Annotated in this window: 18 protein-coding genes; 8 read left to right on the top strand and 10 right to left on the bottom strand. The window is 66.0% G+C overall.

Going from position 1 to position 18,204, the window contains the following annotated elements; translation table 11 throughout:
- Window positions 1-21 precede the first annotated feature (21 nt).
- Window positions 22-1,011 (top strand): 4-hydroxy-3-methylbut-2-enyl diphosphate reductase, encoded by a 990-nt coding sequence (locus tag GL325_RS06140; protein WP_154595622.1) that lies wholly within the window; start codon window positions 22-24, stop codon window positions 1,009-1,011.
- On the opposite strand, the gene ggt is transcribed toward GL325_RS06140, so the two are convergent.
- Entirely contained in the window at window positions 989-2,818 is a 1,830-nt protein-coding gene (ggt, locus tag GL325_RS06135; RefSeq protein ID WP_187768913.1) for a gamma-glutamyltransferase, read from the bottom strand. The genes GL325_RS06140 and ggt overlap by 23 nt on opposite strands.
- Window positions 2,819-2,948: 130 nt before the next feature.
- Here ggt and GL325_RS06130 point away from each other — a divergent pair, with 130 nt between their 5' ends.
- Window positions 2,949-3,353: a hypothetical protein gene (locus tag GL325_RS06130; protein WP_154595620.1), complete on the top strand. Its 405-nt coding sequence runs from the start codon at window positions 2,949-2,951 to the stop codon at window positions 3,351-3,353.
- On the opposite strand, the gene GL325_RS06125 is transcribed toward GL325_RS06130, so the two are convergent.
- Window positions 3,337-3,777, bottom strand: a complete 441-nt coding sequence (locus tag GL325_RS06125) for a DUF6542 domain-containing protein (protein WP_187768912.1) — start codon at window positions 3,775-3,777, stop codon at window positions 3,337-3,339. The genes GL325_RS06130 and GL325_RS06125 overlap by 17 nt on opposite strands.
- Before the next feature lie 2 nt (window positions 3,778-3,779).
- Window positions 3,780-4,856: a DNA recombination protein RmuC gene (locus tag GL325_RS06120; RefSeq protein ID WP_187768911.1), complete on the bottom strand. Its 1,077-nt coding sequence runs from the start codon at window positions 4,854-4,856 to the stop codon at window positions 3,780-3,782.
- Window positions 4,857-4,969: 113 nt separating this feature from the next.
- On the opposite strand from GL325_RS06120, the gene GL325_RS06115 reads away from it, so the two are divergent.
- Window positions 4,970-5,419 carry a YdeI/OmpD-associated family protein gene (locus tag GL325_RS06115; protein ID WP_187768910.1) on the top strand — a complete coding sequence of 150 codons (450 nt, stop codon included), beginning with the start codon at window positions 4,970-4,972 and terminating at the stop codon, window positions 5,417-5,419.
- A gap of 4 nt (window positions 5,420-5,423) precedes the next feature.
- Here the strand turns inward: GL325_RS06115 and GL325_RS06110 are convergent, their stop codons facing one another.
- The 3 genes from GL325_RS06110 to GL325_RS06100 are packed head-to-tail and all read right to left on the bottom strand — an operon-like array spanning window position 5,424 to window position 7,835.
- Window positions 5,424-5,750 carry an antibiotic biosynthesis monooxygenase gene (locus GL325_RS06110; protein WP_187411769.1) on the bottom strand — a complete coding sequence of 109 codons (327 nt, stop codon included), beginning with the start codon at window positions 5,748-5,750 and terminating at the stop codon, window positions 5,424-5,426.
- Window positions 5,747-6,532, bottom strand: a complete 786-nt coding sequence (locus GL325_RS06105; RefSeq protein WP_187768909.1) for a methyltransferase — start codon at window positions 6,530-6,532, stop codon at window positions 5,747-5,749. Before GL325_RS06105 ends, GL325_RS06110 begins: the two co-directional genes overlap by 4 nt.
- Window positions 6,533-6,542: 10 nt before the next feature.
- Window positions 6,543-7,835: a lipase family protein gene (locus tag GL325_RS06100; protein ID WP_187768908.1), complete on the bottom strand. Its 1,293-nt coding sequence runs from the start codon at window positions 7,833-7,835 to the stop codon at window positions 6,543-6,545.
- 112 nt (window positions 7,836-7,947) lie between these two features.
- Between GL325_RS06100 and ychF the strand changes: the two genes are divergently transcribed.
- Complete coding sequence (ychF, locus tag GL325_RS06095; protein WP_187411770.1) at window positions 7,948-9,036, top strand: redox-regulated ATPase YchF; 1,089 nt, start codon at window positions 7,948-7,950, stop codon at window positions 9,034-9,036.
- A gap of 204 nt (window positions 9,037-9,240) precedes the next feature.
- Here ychF and GL325_RS06090 read toward each other — a convergent pair whose 3' ends face one another.
- On the bottom strand, window positions 9,241-10,146 hold the full coding sequence (locus GL325_RS06090) for a hypothetical protein (protein ID WP_187768907.1): 906 nt from the start codon (window positions 10,144-10,146) through the stop codon (window positions 9,241-9,243).
- Window positions 10,147-10,826: 680 nt separating this feature from the next.
- On the opposite strand from GL325_RS06090, the gene GL325_RS06085 reads away from it, so the two are divergent.
- Together GL325_RS06085 and GL325_RS06080 are read left to right on the top strand one after the other, a co-directional pair.
- Window positions 10,827-10,997 carry a hypothetical protein gene (locus GL325_RS06085; protein ID WP_187768906.1) on the top strand — a complete coding sequence of 57 codons (171 nt, stop codon included), beginning with the start codon at window positions 10,827-10,829 and terminating at the stop codon, window positions 10,995-10,997.
- A gap of 79 nt (window positions 10,998-11,076) precedes the next feature.
- The gene (locus tag GL325_RS06080; protein ID WP_187768905.1) at window positions 11,077-12,435 is read left to right on the top strand and encodes a hypothetical protein; all 1,359 of its coding nucleotides are present in this window, start codon (window positions 11,077-11,079) and stop codon (window positions 12,433-12,435) included.
- A 444-nt stretch (window positions 12,436-12,879) separates the two neighbouring features.
- On the opposite strand, the gene GL325_RS06075 is transcribed toward GL325_RS06080, so the two are convergent.
- Window positions 12,880-13,818 carry a PE-PGRS family protein gene (locus tag GL325_RS06075; protein ID WP_187768904.1) on the bottom strand — a complete coding sequence of 313 codons (939 nt, stop codon included), beginning with the start codon at window positions 13,816-13,818 and terminating at the stop codon, window positions 12,880-12,882.
- A gap of 147 nt (window positions 13,819-13,965) precedes the next feature.
- Between GL325_RS06075 and GL325_RS06070 the strand changes: the two genes are divergently transcribed.
- The gene (locus GL325_RS06070; RefSeq protein ID WP_187768903.1) at window positions 13,966-15,279 is read left to right on the top strand and encodes a phospholipase D-like domain-containing protein; all 1,314 of its coding nucleotides are present in this window, start codon (window positions 13,966-13,968) and stop codon (window positions 15,277-15,279) included.
- Between the two features lie 599 nt (window positions 15,280-15,878).
- Here GL325_RS06070 and GL325_RS06065 read toward each other — a convergent pair.
- Window positions 15,879-17,090: a protein kinase family protein gene (locus GL325_RS06065; RefSeq protein ID WP_187768902.1), complete on the bottom strand. Its 1,212-nt coding sequence runs from the start codon at window positions 17,088-17,090 to the stop codon at window positions 15,879-15,881.
- Window positions 17,091-17,313: 223 nt separating this feature from the next.
- Window positions 17,314-17,709 carry a tyrosine-type recombinase/integrase gene (locus GL325_RS06060; protein ID WP_223110973.1) on the bottom strand — a complete coding sequence of 132 codons (396 nt, stop codon included), beginning with the start codon at window positions 17,707-17,709 and terminating at the stop codon, window positions 17,314-17,316.
- On the opposite strand from GL325_RS06060, the gene GL325_RS06055 reads away from it, so the two are divergent.
- Window positions 17,699-17,953 carry a hypothetical protein gene (locus tag GL325_RS06055; RefSeq protein ID WP_223110972.1) on the top strand — a complete coding sequence of 85 codons (255 nt, stop codon included), beginning with the start codon at window positions 17,699-17,701 and terminating at the stop codon, window positions 17,951-17,953. The two genes, GL325_RS06060 and GL325_RS06055, sit on opposite strands and share 11 nt — an antisense overlap.
- Window positions 17,954-18,204 lie beyond the last annotated feature (251 nt).

Raw genomic sequence — 18,204 nt, 5'->3', positions numbered from 1 at the left:
CCGGTCGGTACGCTGGGGGCCATGTCCACACAGGTCGAACTCGGCATGCCCGCAACCTCGGGCCAGGTCCTCCTGGCCGACCCGCGCGGATACTGCGCGGGAGTCGACCGCGCGGTCATCACCGTGGAGAAGGCGCTCGACCTGTACGGGGCTCCCGTCTACGTGCGCAAGCAGATCGTCCACAACAAGCACGTCGTGAACGATCTGGCCGCCCGAGGCGCGATCTTCGTCGAGGAGCTCGACGAGGTCCCGCCGGGCGCGACCGTCGTCTTCAGTGCCCACGGCGTGTCCCCGGCCGTGCACGCGCAGGCCGCCGAGCGCAGCCTCAAGACGATCGACGCCACCTGCCCGCTGGTCACCAAGGTGCACCACGAGGCGCGCCGCTTCGCCCAGGAGGACTACCGCATCCTGTTGATCGGCCATGCCGGTCACGAGGAGGTCGAGGGCACCGCAGGTGAGGCTCCCGAGCACATCACCTTGGTCGAGCACCCCGACGACGTCGCGGCGCTGGAGTTCCCCGAGGGCACCCGGCTCAGCTGGCTGAGCCAGACCACCCTCAGCGTCGACGAGACGATGGAGACGGTCCGCCGCCTGCGCGAGAAGTTCCCGCAGTTGGAGGATCCGCCCAGCGACGACATCTGCTACGCCACCCAGAACCGTCAGGTCGCCGTCAAGGAGATCGCGAAGGACGCCGATCTGGTGATCGTGGTCGGCTCGGCGAACTCGTCGAACTCGGTCCGGCTGGTCGAGGTCGCCCTCGAGGCCGGCGCCAAGGCGTCGTACCGGATCGACGACATCAGCGAGATCGACGACGCGTGGCTCGAGGGCGTCAGCACCGTGGGCGTGACCTCCGGTGCCTCGGTCCCCGACGACCTCGTCCAGGAGGTGCTGGTCTACCTCGGCGAGCGCGGCATCGGCAACGCCAAGGCGATCCGCACGGCGGACGAGTCGCTCATCTTCGCCCTGCCGCCCGAGCTGCGCCGCGACATCAAGGCCGCTTCACAGGCTTGACCACCAGGCCGGTGCCGCCGCCACGACGCTGCGGCTCGGCCGCGGCCGTCATGAGTCCGCGCCGGTCCACCTCGATGGTGGCCGCCGCGCCGATCTCGGCGGCCGACGTGAACGTGTCGCCCGAGGGCACGAGCGTCTGGCCGAACGGCGCCAGGATGGACTGGTAGCGCTCGATGAAGGCCGGCTCCGCGGGCGTGTTCGCGGCGTTGCGCTGCGAGGCGCGAGGCGCGGCCACCGCCTCGGGCAGCGTCATCCCGAGATCGATCCGGTTGATGAGGATCTGCAGCACCGTCGTGATGATGGTGGCGCCGCCGGGGGAGCCCAGGACGAAGCGGACCTTGCCATTCTCCGTGACGATCGTCGGCGCCATGGACGAGCGGGGGCGCTTGCCCGGCTCGATGCGGTTCGGGTCGGCCGGGTCGTACACCGCGGTGAAGTCGGTCAGCTCGTTGTTGAGCAGGAAGCCGCGTCCCGGCACCGTGATGCCCGAGCCGCCGGTCTGCTCGATCGTGAGCGTGTAGGCCACGGCGTTGCCCCAGCGGTCGACGACCGACAGGTGCGTCGTGGAGACGTTCTCCGTGTCGGGCTTCTCCGCCTTGGCCGCGGTCGCACAGCCGGCGCCGTCGAGCGCGCCGGGCGCGACGGGGCGGATGGACGCCTGCGCCGGGTCGATCGTGCAGTCACGCGAGTTCGCGAACCGCTGGCTCAGCAGGGTCTGGGTCGGGACATCGACGAATGCCGGATCGCCGACGTAGGCATTGCGGTCGGCGAACGCGCGGGCGGACGCCTCGAGGTACAGGTGCAGGCTCTGGCCGAGACGGGCTCCGCCGCCGAGGCGGTGGTTCTCGAGGATGTTGAGCGCCTCGCCCACGGTGGTGCCGCCGGACGAGCCGGGCGCCATGCCGTAGACGTCCAGCCCGCGGTAGCGGACGTGGGTGGGCTTCTGCAGTCGCACCGAGTAGTTCTCGAGGTCCCGCGTGGTCATCGTGCCGGGCGGCACGGGCAGGGTGGTGGCCGGATCCTTCGGGGGGTTCTGGACGGTCTGCGCGATCTCGTCGGCCAGGCGACCGGTGTAGAACGCCTTCGGACCCCTGGCGGCGATCAGGGCGTAGGTGCGGGCGAGGTCGGGATTGCGGAAACGCGATCCCACCTGCGGGGCGTCACCGTTCGGCAGGAAGAGCCGGGAGCTCTCGGGGAACGCCGCGAAGCGCTTGGCGTTGTCGAGGGTCTGGTTGCGGAAGGTCTGGTCCACGGTGAAGCCCTGGGCGGCGAGCGAGATCGCGGGCACCAGGTTGCGGGCCAGGGAGCGCTTGCCGAAGCGACGGGTCGCCTCGTTCCACGTCGCGACGGTGCCCGGGACGCCGACCGAGACGCCGGACGTGACGAGCTCGGGCGTGAACCGGTACGGCTGGCCCGTGGCCGGGTCGATGAACGAGTCGGGCTTGATCCCCGCGGGGGCGGTCTCGCGGCCGTCGATCGTGGTGACCTTGCCGGTGCGGCCGTCGCGGAAGACGAAGTATCCGCCGCCGCCGACTCCGGCGCTGTAGGGCTCGGTGACGCCGAGGGCCGCGGCGGTGGCCACGGCAGCGTCGGCCGCGTTGCCGCCGGCCTTGAGGACCGCGAGCCCGGCACGGCTGGCGTCCGCGTCGACGGAGCTGACCGCGCCTCCGTAGCCGTACGAGGTCGGCGTGGCCTGGGTGACGGGCTTCGGTTTCGCGCCGCGGGCCTCGGCGGGCGACTGCAGGGCCACCGCGCCGGCGGCCAGGGTCAGGGCCGACAGGGCGGCGACGGAACGACGGATCAGCATGGATTTCCCCCCGGAGATCGACGTCCTGTCACGGTAGGGCGCCCTGCGCGGGTCGGCAACCAGGCGGCGGTCCGATGGCGCGAGGGCCGATCTCCGCTAGCGTGCAGGTCGGCCGACGATGGAGGACGTCATGAACGCCCACAAGACCCTGCTGTTCACCACGGTGACGTCCGCAGTACTGGCGGTGGCGATCGTTCTCCTCTACCCGGTGCTGATCGAGCCCGGGGACGACTTCGAGGCCGGCCTGCTGTTCTTCCTGCTGCTCGTCCCGGGTCTCGGTGCCGGGGTGCCGATCATCTTCAGCGCCGTGGTGCACGCCCGGTACGGGCGGACTGACCGCTGGGTGCCGGGGGCGGCATCGGTCGCGGTCGTCGTCGCCGTGCTCGTGCTCTTGGGCAAGGACGGCAGTCCGGGGAACCTGCTGCCCACGGGCGCGATCGTGATCGCGATGTTCGTGGGGGCGTCCCTGCTCGCGAACTGGGCAGGTCGCCGGTTCGTGCCGACCGAGGGCGGGGAGGTCAGCGGCGGACGGTGAGGATCCGGCCCACGATCACGGCGATCGCGATGGCATGACCGATCAACAGCGGGACGCCGTGGGCGATCGTGGCCGAGAGGGTGCGGCCGAAGACGCCCGTTCCCTCGGGCATTCCGCTGATGACGATGGCATCGGGTGCCAGCGTCGCCACGACGAGCAGCGCGCCCACCAGCAGGACCGGCGGCATGATGCCGGCGGTGAACATCCCGCGCTCCTGCACCGCGGTGGCCGCGCTGATCACGACGAGGACGAAGGCGACGGAGAACGCCAGGCCGAGTCGGCCGTCGAGGAGGTCCAACGCGGTGACGGTGGCGAGGCCCAGAACGGAGCACACCACTGCGGCTCGCGGCGTCAGGTCGTACCTGGCGGCCGCGGCCGGGGTCCTGGCCAGGGCGATGACGGCGCCGGCTGCCGGCGAACTCATGGTCATGACGTTAGTTCATCGAGCAGCTCTGGCGCCGTCATGACGCGGGGTGTCGCCTCGATCACACGCGGGTGGAACGGCGGCTCGTCGTCGACCTTCAGATCGTGCAGGCGCCGTGCGCTGACCAAGAGTCGCGACTCGACCGACGCGACGGTGTCGTTGTAGGAGCGAACGGCCCGCTCGAGGGAGGACCCGAGCTTGTCGACGTGACCGGCCACGGTGCCGAGGCGCTCGTAGAGCTCGCGTGCCGCGCGGTGGATCTCGCGGGCGTTCTCGGCGACGGACTCCTGGGTCCACGCCAGGGCGACGGTGCGCAGCAGCGCCACGAGGGTGGTGGGCGATGCGAGGACGACCTGGCGCTCGGCGGCGTGCTCCAGCAGGCCGGCGTCGGCCTCGAGCGCGGCCGAGAGGAACGACTCGCCGGGGACGAACAGGACGACGAACTGCGGGGCCGACTCGAACTGGCGCCAGTAGGACTTCGCGGCCAGCTGGTCGACGTGGCTGCGCAGCTGACGGGCGTGACGGTCGAGGTGGGACTCGCGCGCCTCGGGCTCGTCCGTGGCGGTGGCGTCGAGGAACGCGTCCAGCGGCACCTTCGAGTCGACGACGATGTGACGGTCGCCCACGAGGCGCACGACCATGTCGGGGCGCAGACGACCACCGTCGGTGGCGACCTGGAGGTCGAAGTCGCAGTGCTCGACCATGCCGGCGAGCTCGGCGGTGCGTCGCAGGTGCAGCTCGCCCCAGCGGCCGCGGACCTCGGGTCGGCGCAGCGCCGTGGACAACGACGCGGTCTCGCGGCGCAGCGCCTCGCCGGTGACTCGGACGGACTCGACCTGCTCGCGCAGCTGCGCGTGCCACTCGATCCGGCTGGCCTCGAGGTCGCGCAGGCGCGAGTCGAAGCGGTCGAGGCTCTCGCGCACGGGCTCGACCGCCCGCGCGGTGGCGGCGCTGGCGACGTCCACGTCCTGGGCGGAGGCGGGACGGTCGCGGGCACCCAGGACGTAGCCGAGGACTCCGGCCAGGGCGGCGACGAGCAACAGGGCGAACAGCACGGTCAGGCTGGGGAAGGTGGCCATGCGGCCATGGTGTCGGCGCGCACCGACAGTTCTGGCAGTTGACGGCACCGCACGGTGGACAGGCAGCGGCGCCGAGCGGAACCATCGAGGGACCGGCACGTCCAGGAGGCACCATGGCGAAGATGACACTCCAGCTCAGCACGACCCTGGAGTCCCGCGGGCCCGCGGCCGCGGTGATCCTCACGGACGAGCAGGTGGAGGCCTTCGGCGCCGGCCGGGCGTTCCCGGTGCGGGTCACGATCGGCGACGCGTCCCAGCCGGCCCGGCTGGCCCGGATGGGGGACGAGAACCTCATCGGTCTCAGCAAGGCCAAGCGTGAGGCCCTGGGCGTGCAGATCGGCGAGGAGGTGGACGTGCGGATCGAGCTCGACGAGGCGCCGCGCGAGGCGGAGGTCCCCGATGCCCTGGCTCAGGGGCTCGCGGCCGCGGGGCTGCGCGACGTCTTCGACGCACTGGCCCCCTCGCGTCGCAGGGAGCATGCGCGTGCCGTGGCCGAGGCGAAGAAGGACGACACGCGCGAGCGCCGGGTCCAGAAGGTCCTCGACGCCCTGCGCGGGTCGTGAGCGCTCAGCCCTGCGAGAGGTCGGCGACCTCGTAGTTCCACAGTTCGCTGTGGCTCGAGACCGGTTTCGGTGCCTCGCCGCCGGAGCGTTCGGACTCGGAGCGGTGGCCGTGGCCGAAGGCGGGGGAGTTGAGCCAGGCCTGGAACGACTCCTCGTCGCGCCAGCGGGTGACGACGAGCCACTGCTCGCGGTCGTCGGTGGGCTTGAGCAGCTCGAAGCCCTCGAAGCCGTCCTGGCCGTCGACGGCTCCGGCGCGCTTGGCGAAGCGGTGGGCCAGCTCGTCGCCGGCGTCCTTGGGCACGGTGATGGCGTTGATCTTGATGACAGTCACAGTCCCCAGTGTCCCACTGCGGCACCATCGAGCACGATCACCGCGTCCTCGTCGTCGGCCTGCAGGACCCGCCCGGGCACCGAGGCCACCTGCTCGGTCGAGAGCAGGGTCACGAAGACGCCCTCGGAGCTGAGCCACTCGGTCATCGGCGCGGCGACGGCACGGACCTGGTCGAGTCCGCCGGGCCCGCCGTCGACGGTGTGCCGGGGCTCGTGGGCGCGGAAGTCGGGATGGATGCGCTCGACCCGGTCGGTGGGGACGTGGGGCAGGTAGCCGACCGCCAGGTCCACGCGACCCCGCAGCGTGGTGGGCAGTGCGGTCCACCAGGACCCGTGGTGGGCCCTGAACCCGAAGCGCCGGCCATTGGCCCGGGCGACCACGACCGAGGCGGGGTCGATGTCGACGGCGTGGATCTCGGCGCCGGGCAGGTGGGACGCGAGGGCCGCGGCGAGGGCGCCGCACCCGCATCCGAGGTCGACGACCACGCGCGCGTCGGGCCGGTGGGCGACGGCGGCCGAGGCGAGCACCTCGGCGCGACGACGTGGCACGAAGACCCCGTCCGCGACGGCGACGGCCAGCCCGGCGAACTCGGCGACGCCCACGGCGTGCTCGAGCGGCATGCCTCCGGCGCGGGCCTCGACGGCGCGCTCGATGTCGCCCGGGTGGTGCAGGTGGCGGCGGACGAAGGCCGCCTCGGCCTCCGCGAACACGCATCCGGCAGCACGGAGCCGGGCGACGATCGGGTCGCTGTGCGCGACTCGATCATCGCCCGGCTCGATCATCGTGCCCCCGTCAGGGCAGCAGCCACAGCGAGCTGCAGTTCGAGCGCACCGACTTGCCCGCGAGCCGATCGGCGAGCCAGTCGTGGCTCGGGACCAGGCGGGTGATCATCGGGGTGAGGTGGTTGAGTGCGGTGCCGCCGGTGCCGATCGGCTGGATGACCGGGACGTAGGTGACGTTGACGCCCTGGGCGCACCAGTCCTTGGCCAGTTGCTTGGCCTGGGCGTGGTCGACGATGTCGTCCTTCGTGCCGGTGAGCACCTGGACGGGGATCGACGGCTTGAGCGTGCCGATGCGCTGGGCGTCGACGGGAGCGCGCAGGGCCGGATCGTTCTTGACCGTGTCGTAGAGCGACTTGCCGTTGGTGGTCCACTTCGAGGTCTTCTGGAAGCCGTACGACAGCAGCGTGCTGCCGATGCACTGCGTCTTGACCTTCTCGAGCGCCTCCTTGCCGGCGGGGGTGGCCAGCTCGTCGAGGGCGCCCTGCAGCTCGGGGTGGTACGGCGTGATGCCGTTGATCGCGTAGGCGATGACACCCGTCAGGTCGGTGCCGTCGGCCGACTTGAGCACCTCGACGAGGTTCGCCGGGGGAGCGCCCGCGAAGGCGCCCTTGAGGTTCAGCTCGGGGGCGTAGGTCGGAGCCAGCTCGGCGGCCGATCCGGCGGCGCCGCCGCCCTGGGAGTAGCCGTACAGGCCGACCGGCGACGCGGCGGTGACCGACGTGTTGGGCAGCTTCAGTGCGGCGCGGGCGGCATCGAGCAGGGCGTGGCCCATGTCGAGGCGGTTCGTGTAGGTGTGGACGCGATCGGTGGTGCCCAGGCCGATGTAGTCGGTCAGGACGACGGCCATGCCGCGGTTCAGGAAGTCGTGGATGCTCGGGATCTCGTAGCCGATGCCCAGCTCGTTGCCCTGGACGTTGAGGAACGTCTCGAGGGACTTCGACGGGGCGCACGCGTCGCCCTGGCCCTGGGTGCCGGCGGCGACGGCGACGAGCGGGCGGGGGCCCTTGCCGGTCCACTTCTTCGTCGGCTCGATGTAGGCGCCGGTGACGGCGGCGGGAGCGCCGGCTTCGTCGGTGGAGGTGTAGAGCAGGCGGGTCGCGGTGCCCGGCATGTAGAGGCCCTTGAGGGTGAGCGCGAGCTTCATCGGCTCGCTGCGCACGAGGGTGCCGTTGCCCGCGGGCAGATCGGCCGGCGGGTCGTAGAAGCCCTCGGACGGTGCAGCGGTCGCCGAGGGGGCGCTGGCCAGGCCCAGGGCGAGTGCCGCGGCAGCCGCCACGGCGAAGGTCTTGACGGTACGCAACATGGCGACTCCCAGGATGAGTGTGAGGTGGATCACGCGAAATGTATCACGGAGTTACACCTGTCAGATATGGCCCCAGCGGTCCCTTCGGTTCTCGGCAGTAGGCTGGTTCCTCGTGGCCCTCACCATCGGAATCGTCGGACTTCCCAATGCCGGCAAGTCGACCCTGTTCAACGCCCTGACCAAGAACGACGTGCTCGCCGCGAACTACCCGTTCGCGACGATCGAGCCGAACGTCGGCGTGGTCGGTGTGCCCGATCCGCGACTGGAGAAGCTGGCCGAGATCTTCGGCTCCGAGCGGATCCTGCCCGCCACCGTCGAGTTCGTGGACATCGCCGGCATCGTGCGCGGCGCGTCCGAGGGCGAGGGGATGGGCAACAAGTTCCTGTCCCACATCCGCGACTCCGACGCGATCTGCCAGGTCACCCGCGTGTTCCGCGACGAGGACGTCACGCACGTCGACGGCGAGGTCAACCCGAAGAGCGACATCGAGACGATCTCGATCGAGCTGATCCTGGCCGACCTGCAGACCGTCGAGAAGGCGCTGCCGCGACTGGACAAGGAGTCGCGCAAGGACAAGTCCCTCGTGCCGCAGTTCGAGGAGGCCAAGAAGGCCAAGGAGGCGCTCGAGAACGGCACCGGCGTGCTCAACGCCGGACTCGACCTCGAGGCGCTGCGTGACCTGCACCTGCTGACCGCCAAGCGGTTCCTCTACGTGTTCAACTGCGACACCGAGGAGCTGTCCGACGAGGACCTCAAGGCCAAGATGCGCGAGCTCGTCGCCCCGGCCGAGGCCGTCTTCCTCGACGCCAAGAGCGAGGCCGAGCTGGTCGAGCTCGGCGACGACGAGGAGGCCGAGCAGATGCGGGCCGAGATGCTCGCCGAGCTGGGCATCGACGAGCCCGGCCTGGACCAGCTGGCCCGCGTCGGCTTCTCGACCCTCGGCCTGCAGACCTACCTGACCGCCGGGCCCAAGGAGTCGCGCGCCTGGACGATCAAGAAGGGCGCCACCGCCCCCGAGGCCGCCGGCGTCATCCACACCGACTTCCAGAAGGGCTTCATCAAGGCCGAGATCGTGTCGTTCGACGACCTGGTCGCCGCCGGCTCGATGAACGAGGCCAAGGCCGCCGGCAAGGTCCGCATGGAGGGCAAGGACTACGTCATGGCCGACGGCGACGTGGTGGAGTTCCGCTTCAACGTCTGAATTGGCGCGTTTGCGCAGGTCAGAGGGGGGTCAGGGCTCTCCAGTCCGCACATAGTCCGCAAGAATTTCAGTCACACGTGCGTCTGAGCGCCCAAAGAGGCGGGCTTGTATAGGCGGCCGAAGCATTCGGTTCGGAGGATCGCAGGCGGCGGAAATAGGTGCGGCACACGCGGTGGAGGGCTCGAACTCTTATTCCCTCGTTGGTCACGCGTACTCGACGCTAAGTGGCGATCCGACGAGTACGTCGTACCTCGCGCTTTCGATGTCCAAGTTCGAGGCCGTCATGGGCTGAGCCACGAAGGAAACGTGGTGGGCGTGCAAATCGCGAAGGTGGGCCCAGACGTCGACAACCTCCGCATCCCAGGCTCCTGGGAACTGATGCGTCGGAGGTTCCGCCGATTCGCCCCCCGTGCGGACGTCCGGTTGGAACGGAACTTCGACCTGACCGTGGGCGAGGCGGATAGCTTGAAGCACGCCGGATACACCCGAGTTCAGGAACTTGCCGCGTGGCACGCTGGGATCCATGTTGGACGCTGAGCCGCCGAGACATATGAACCTCCCGTTCGAAAGCCTCCCGATCCACACCGCTTGCGTCGGACTTTCCTCTCCCTCGACGACAGGAAGCACCGCGTGTTTCATCAGCATTGAGCCTTGGATCAACACTGGTGAACGGGTACCCAGTTCCAGGAAGCCACGGAAGTAGGCGTCCTCAACGCGCAATCGAGTTCGTAGAACTTCCAGTTTCTGGACTGTCGTGAGCTCCGCAGGGGGCCCGAGGGTGTTGCCGACCTTCGCGATCGAGGATGAGCCCAATTCGGATGTTGTTGTTGCGGCTCGCGCACCGGCCTCGACAGCCTGCTCATACAGGAGATCGATCTTGCGAACTGCTAGATATTGGTATTGCCGCAGGGGGCGCGACCCCCTTGCGGGCGGCACTTGGGAACCTCTGCGATCGTGAAGGATCTCCCGGTCCGAGCGTTGTGGGCCCAAACCCACTGGCTGATGATCACGGTGTTTGCTCGCGCCTCTCATCCGAACGACCGCCACGACCATTGCGGTTAGGAGTGCCACGAACACCAACCCCGCAGTCGCCACTTCGATTTTGCCCATGGGGAATGTTGGCAGGTCGCGCGCCGAAAGTCTGCGTCCGGTGACAGAGGCACGTCATGTAACTGCACGCAAAGCTCTAGGTGGCGGTCACTTCGCGGCCGCGCGGGTGCCCCCGCATTGACTACATGAGCGGCCAACGAACTCCTCTAGTGGTGGACTGGCATGGTCACTCATCAGGCGTGCACACAACTGCTGGGGCGATCAGGCAGGCAGGCGCCCCGCGTCGAAATTCGCGATGTCGCGAATCGTGTTACGCATAGGCGGCGGAACGACGCTGGTCGGCGAGCTGAGCTCTGCGCGGCGCACCGACATTTTGAGTACTCTCGGGCGGATGACAAGCGAAGAGATCACGGATGTCGTGTACCGAGGCGGCCCTTACAACGGAACGACCGGAGCCAATGATCCGTTGACGGAGTACGAAGACCTGTCGTTCGACACGGACGACGTCCACAGGTACAAGCGATCGACGGACCGTCTTGAACGTGTCGACGGCAAGCTTTCTGCGGTATATGAGTACGTCGGAGAAGTGCACGAATAACGCGGTGCAAGCGGCGGTATGACGCTGGGTTGTACCTGGCTGCGTGGCGCAGCGGACTAAGCCAAGCCGCCACGATGGACGAGTGGTGGCCGGCGAGCCGGGTTCTACTTCACAGACTCACGTCGCCTGCCACACTGCGCGCGTGGACCTCCTCGTGCGTCTCAGCGTGCTAATCGTTCTCCTATTGGGCTTCTCGAGGCTCGTCCAGTGGCTCGACGCTCGTTACGCCATGGATCAAGAGCGACCCGAGAAGTCCGAACTGTTGCGCTGGCGCTCGGCATTTGGTGTTGCCTGTTCGGTATTTCTCATCTGACGCATCGACGGCCACTTGCGGCGGATAGACGTAGCGCGCCAATCGAACGAAGATGTCGGCAGATCGGTACGGTTCCTGAATGAAGTCACGGGACGACGAGCCGACCTTGGGCGACGAGACGCCCGACGACATCACGGCGTACGCCGCCGAGCGTCGACGCCTCCTTCACGACTTCGGCGAACTTCCGCACGCCGGGAGTGGCATCGATTGGCAACGCCAACTCGCCGACGCGATCATGCGCGCCGAACGCGACTCTGCTGACCGCGCCAGAACCAAAGGCGAGCGCCTCGACGCGAAGCGACACCGGCATCTGCTTCGGGTTATCGGTGACGGCCTTGTACACACCCTGTTGCCGAGCCACACCATCCGGTCACTGTCTCGCCACCCCGGCAAACCCGCTCACCTCACATCCCAGGGCGACGACTTCGAGTTCGTATTCGACTCAGCCCGAGCAATCGCCAGTCTCGGAGGCATCCCAATCCTGTCCGACCTCACGACTCTGATTGGAATAGGTGACATCGTCACCGTCCTCCACGACGGTGTCGCGGTCATCGAATGTAAGAACCGCCCTGCACCAGATCATCCGCCCACGGGTCGGCCCGCCCGTCAGCAACAACGTGGCGAAAGCGCAGTGGACTACCTGGCCAACAGCTACATCGAGGAGGACGGTGGTCATCGCATCGCGTACGAGAGCCCTCTTCCCGATCCTGACTTCGAACTTGTTGAACGCTTGCTCCACGAGTGCATCGAGCACCCGCAAGGCACAGCCGTGCATGCCTATGCCGACGATGACTTGTTCATCGCTGCAACCGAGGATGCACCTCCTGATGTGGTGATGGCCGAGATTGCGAAGATCATGGACGCTACTGAACCTGGCACCGGTGAGCTAGCCATGGTTGGCATTTCTTTCCTCGGTGAGCTGGTCGAAGCCGCCACCTACAGACGGCTGTCGCCGTCGAACTATCCGATCGCTCCCCAGCTGCGGTGGAGACTGCTTGAACGCGAACTTCACCTCATTCGTATCGTGAACATGGGAGCTCTTGCTGCCGAGGTCGGTCTCGACGATGGACGCATGCTGACCCTCACTCCACGACGCGGTGAGCACGGATTTGAAGTTGCGATTGAAGGAACCGAAGCCGACCAGTCCGTGTTCACTCATGAGGTAGCTGAACTCTGTGTCTGGACTCCAATATCGGTCGAGTCGCTCCGTGGTTCCCTAATCGAACAAGCCAAACAGGCGCTCACGGATCTGGCCGCTATCGCAGGCGGCGACATGTCAACTGTGAGCGCGTACGGCGACAACATCATCTACAACACTCTGTACAGGCCGCTGACCAGTGCGGCACACGACCAAGCAAAAGTGAATGGCTCGGACGGAGCCGCCGACACAAGCGATGCCGGACCGGGCGAAGTGATACCAGGCAAGAACCACGCATAGCCAGACCTGTCGCAGCGGCCAACCCTGTTCGGGCGCAGAATGTCGCGTGATAGGCGGTGAAAGGACGCGCGTCGCTGGGCCTCCCGATACGCTCTTGCTGCAGATGGGCTATTGAGCCCCTATCGGGCAAAGCGATATGAGTCGTGAACCCAGACACCGGACCGGGTATGAACTGGTCGAGGGTCCATATCGAGGGCTCGCAACATGTCCACCTGCACCAAGATCAGTTACGCCACTCGGACCAAGGCGCTCATTGCTCTGAACGCCATTGGCCGCACCATGAAGCGGAAAGGACGTCAGGGCCCACGGGGTACGTACCTGTGCGCGCCCTGTCGAGCTTGGCATCACACCTCGTCCCCGCGCATTCAGTCACCACCATGGCAAAGGCAATCTGCCATGCCCTGATTGCGGGGGAATGACGCACCCTGGCCGACCGCCTCGGATCTAGCGAAGTTCAGGGAGAAGTGAGGTGAGATCAATTACGTCCACCCGTGCCTGTCTTGTGTACTCGGCAACCGTCATGGCTTCGGACAGCCCTCGCGGAGACCGGATCCGGATCGCTGCCTTCGACAAGGTTCTGGCAGCATTGCGCTTGCTCTCCGTCAGGAAACGGACCGGGAGTGTTCCGACGACGTAGACCTCGCGACGTCGGTCAGTTCTATCGAGCGAAAGACCGACAACGTCTGCGAAGAGACCCCTTTGCCTCATCCCGTCTGAACCCTTCCACGACGAGAGCTTGAACTCCGCCACTCGGTGAGTGGTCTCGAGATCGAACACACGCTCTGGATCGTTCCCGGCGCCGAGGCTAGGTCGCCTGAGGACGTGCTCGTCATCCTCAAGAATCAACGGGATGACGTGGGTGATCACGGCGGCATGAACCAGCGAGTCCAGCATGCCGATCCTTTCTCGCACGATCAGAGAACTATCGATCAACTCGTCGCTGAAACCAGACGCCTCCAGAGTGGCCTGTGCACCCCGCCGGTCCGCGCCCTCCAACCGCGCCTCGAGCCGTGCAAGCAGTTCGGTGAGTGGAGTCGCCGACAGGAACCGATCGAGGCGACGGTAAGCAGCTAGTGATTCGTCCTCACTTGTCGTGGGCCGTGCTTGAGCCCGTTGGAGGCTACGCCCGACGGCGGCCGGAACCTCTTTGGGGAGTCGGCTGGTGCGGAAGCCCAATCTTCGAAAGGCGGCAACCGCAAAGTGGCTCGTGAATGGTTCGTCGACCAGCCCGGTGGACACTCGGAACGCGTGTTTTACCGGCCAGGATTGGCCGTCGATCTCGACCCAATGCGTTCGGACTTCGCCCGGCGGAAGCGAGCGCAAGCGGAACCGTACGGTTTCCGCGTCCAACGAGTATGTGCCGCCGTTGAGTCTGAACTCCATTACGAGAGGTTAGCTTCGGCTTCGCGTCGGTTGCGGACGGACTCGAACGCGGTGGTGTGACGCACTCACCGGGCGCCAAGCGCTCCTTCGCCCGAGTTCGCCTGTCCTCTGTCCATGTGAGTCCTGGCGGTCGGCGACAATGTTCCCGTGGTCGTTCCTAATTCCGAGTTCATGGCTCGGGACGTCGCCAAGACCTGGTTCAAACGTGCTCGCGACGCAGAAAGCAGCGTCCGGATCTACTCCCCCTACCTAGACCAACTCGCCCTTACGGTGCTTAACAAATCGACACTCGAGCCGGCCGCAAAGAGCGTCGTGACCGACCTTTCACCGCAGTCGGGTACCCAGGACTACGTGGCTCAACTTAAGACCCTTCGACGGCTCGTGGCGGGCGGCGTGCTCGTTCGGTCGCTTCCTCGTCTTCATGCCAAGATGCTTCTCACTGACGATCGCTTTGTCACAGTTGGATCGCAGAATTTCACCCGGTACGCAAGGGAGAGCAAGGAGACCACCGTCAAGTCCCACGCAGACTTGTCAGGAACGGGATTCCTCGACCAATTGGAGGCTTGGTATCGCGAGGCGACGCCAGTGACGTTGGAGTTCTTGGACGAGTTGATCGCCGCGGTTATCGAACCAGCCAAACTAGCGGCAGCCGCTCAACTCAAGCTCACCGAAGCATACGAAGTTGTAGGTGCCACGCAGCAACTGCGACTCGCTGAGGAACTGGCGCGTCGTAGCCGCGATCAGGCGCGCCGCATCCCAATAAGTCACGGGCTCGAGCAGGCGCGCCGAGCGACTCGCTACCGGAACGCTGCCGCTAGTGTGTTTGCGCACTTACGGACTCGGGAGAGCACCGCGCGCCGGTATTGGACGCTGGAAGTGAGCGGCGACGGCGACCTAAACAGGTGGGTCCACGTTGACGACGCAGGACGCCGGCACGAACGCCAGCTCGTCCGGGGCGCGATGTACCCGATACTCCTCAACCCGCAGGGTCGCCTTGCATTCGTCACCGTGCCCACGTCCACGATTACGTTCGCGTGGCGTGGACTGTCGTGGGGCCGGCCCTATATGGTCGCCGGGATCCCGCTTCACCTCTCGGTGAATTTCCCGGATGAGGTCACGGATGGGAAGAATCTCCTGGTGCGTCTCTCGCAGAAGGACGGCGAGCGCTACGCGACCATAGCGTTTCGATTCGACGGACTTTCGGCAACTCTGATGGAAACCGAGGTGGGCGGCGATCCCGATCCGTGGGGGAGGACGCACGTCGAAGACAGCGTGGCTGCAATTGTTGTCGACGAACGCGCCCGCAATGCTCTTCTTGCGGAGGTTTTCGAAGAGATTCGCCATCCGACAAACTTCAAGAACGACAGGTACTCCATCGATCGCTTGTTCTCCTTCACTTGGCATGAGATCACGCTCATAGAATTCCTCGGTAGATACGTTCTCCTTGCGAGCGAGTGCTGAAAAGCCGAACGTCGCCCCTAGAGCGGCGCGCAGCTCATACGGCCGAGTTCGGTGGATGACTCCCCTCGAATGAACTCGATGGAGGCCTCACCCGATCGTCAGGACGAGAGATGGACAGGAGTTCCACTTGCTCCTCGTTTGCGCTGTCATACGAGGTTCTCGCGTACTCCTCATCCGGCTGTGGTCCTGAACGAACAGCATCTCAACCACCTGGGCAGCTGTCTGCAGGCTGACAGACCAGTTTGAGAGGACAACATCTCACCCGGGCGCTCTCCGACCCTCGCAGGTTCGTGCGTCCGGATCGCGGTGAAATGGAGCGACCCGGGGCGCCCGCTTTTCCGAAGAAGAGGACGTAGGACGGCCCAAATATCGCGGCGTGGATATCCCATCGCCGATTGAGGCTCGTCTTCAAACGGAAACTGGAAACGGTACCGCACCTCATCCGTCCGCTGAAGCTAGTTCGCGTCTCCTCGGATCCGGAGCCAACTCGCCTTGGTCAGGCTTCGGGATGGCAGGAAGTCGGGGGTCAGAGTCGGGCTCGATGCGGAGAGTCTTGCGTCTAGGCGCGGTTCCGCACTCTGCCGGCCTGAACTGGTGGGTTAGAAGCCGTCGGTCGGACTGTCTGCGAAATCACGCGTGACCGACGGGGTTGCCGGCGCAGGGAGCGAGCGAACGGCTTCTATAAGCTCCAGCATCGATTTTGGGCGTCGGGCCGTATCGCTATGGATACAGAGTCGGACCAAATCGGCTACGGGCCCGCCATCCTTGGCGGCAAGACCCTCACGGCCCACGAAAATGAACCAGAGCAGCCAGCCAACGGCGAACACTTCGTGCTCGGTACGGAAGTCAGCCATCGATTCCAGGGTCGGATCCAGTCGGGTTCCACGCAAGTCCGTGTGTGTCTTTGTGAAGTCTTGGGCTAGATCCTTCAGCAGTCCTAAGTCGGCGATCTTGGCCGAGAATGCGTCCGCGTCGTAGAGCCGAAGGAGTACGTTTTGCGGACTCACGTCGCGGTGAAGAATGTCCTTCTGGTGGAGGTAGTTGAGACCGTAAAGGCATTGAAGGGCCAGCGTTCGACGCACGTGGAACGACAGGCTGCCGTTGTGCTTCTTGATGAAGTCGCGGACATTGGTGTCGCAGTACTCCATCGTGTATTGATTTCGCTCATCGTCGTACCGGTAAACCTCGACGACGTGGGGGAAGCGCAACTGGCTCAACGTTGTGAACTCACGCTTGAAGCGTTCTATATCCCGCTGGCTACTGGTGCGTCTTGCTCTCTTAACGGCGTATCTCTTCCCATATTTTGGATCGACGTAGCTGAACACGAGTGCGTAGGAACCCTCGCCTACTATCTGCAGCTCGAACTTCTCGTCGACAGCTCGGCCCGCGATTGTGGTCTCGTTGCGGGTGACGAACACAGGTGAGTATCGCGACACATCGAGCGGAGTGAAACCGTCAGGAATCGGACTGCCGCCGCTGTGTGATACCCAGTCGTTCAGATAGTCAATCTGTCGTTGATACGAGTCCGTCAACACAACAGGTACGCCGGCGCGCTGAAGCGAGTCCAAGTCTTCTTCGATGGCTTCTAGGAGATCGAGTAGTTCGACACTGTTCGCAGCCCAGAAGTGACGGTTTGTCTTGGCGCATTTGTTGATGGTGCTGAGGTGCTTGTCGAGTGATTCGTGGAGATACGCGAGCAGGTTCCCTTGGGGCACCCCGCGGTACATTTCCTCGTAGCGGAGCGTCGCGGTCTTGCCCTTGTAGCGCTCAGCAAGGTCGCGGAGCCGTCGCTCCGCCTCAGTGCCGGCCATCGGCTACTCGGCATTCGGCCCGGCTTGGTCGGCGAAGTGCGAGCCCAGGTCGGACGGCGAGATTGCGCGCTCCGTTGTAGGCATACGAGTCCACGTACGCGACCTTAGTTCAAGGTCGATGGAGTTAGTGGCAGCCGCGAGCGTTCCTCTCGACCAGGAAGTCGTCGCCGGTTGGAACTAGGAGACGGCCCCTTCTGGGCGATATGCAGCGCGAGCCCAGCGCTCAGATTGCACCGCCGCCTCCGCTCGTCAGAGAGTCGCTGACGACTTGGTCGCTGCCCAGGGCAACCGTCATGATCGACTCCGCAGCGGCCCTGGTCCGGTCCTCGGCGGTTGGCCATAGGTGGGCGTAGGTGTTCAGGGTCGTCGTCGCTTTGGCGTGGCCCAAGGAACGCTGAACGGTCACGACGTCGCAGCCGGAGGCGATGAGGCCCGAAGCGTAGAAGTGGCGCAGGTCGTGGAGTTTGATCCCCGAGAGTTGGGCATCGCGGAGGGTGAGGCGCCACCAGTAGCCGACGGTGTTCTGGTGGGGTGGGTCGCTGCCCTCGCCCGCGAACAGCCAGCGCTCGTCGCCGGTTGTGCCGTGCGTGCGAACGTGCTCGGCGAGGATGTCGATCACCTCCGTTGATCCGTTGGACCTGCCGGGTGACCTTGAGGGTCTTGCGGAGGAAGTCGATGTCGCCGAGTTGAACACCAGCGGCCTCGCCGAGCCGGAGGCCCGCGAAGGCACAGAGCGCGACGAACGGCTGGAACGCCTCGTCTGCGACTGCGACGAGTTGACCGACCTCCTCCGGCGTCGGGATCGACATGGCCGCGTCAGCGCGTCGGCCTCGGGGGAGTCGGACACCGTCGGTCGGATCTGAGCCGATGACGCGGTCCTTGACCGCGGCGCGGAACACCGAGCGGACGTTGACGTAGCGGGTCTTGATGGTCCCGGGTGCGAGCCCGGCCGCGTCCATCGACTTGATCCAGATCTCGATCTCCGAGTGGCGAATCTGTTTCATTGGCTTGCTCGCGAACGGGACTGAGCGCGCTGCCAACGACATCGCGAGTACGGTCCCGGGGGCCCAGATCTGCCGAGCTGACCACTCGCCGAAGAACGCCGCGAACGTCA

Source organism: Aeromicrobium sp. 636 (genome assembly GCF_024433585.1).
GTDB classification, from domain to species: Bacteria; Actinomycetota; Actinomycetes; order Propionibacteriales; family Nocardioidaceae; genus Aeromicrobium; species Aeromicrobium senzhongii.
Note: the sequence above shows the minus strand (reverse complement) of the source record. Positions and strands in the feature narration are given on the sequence as shown.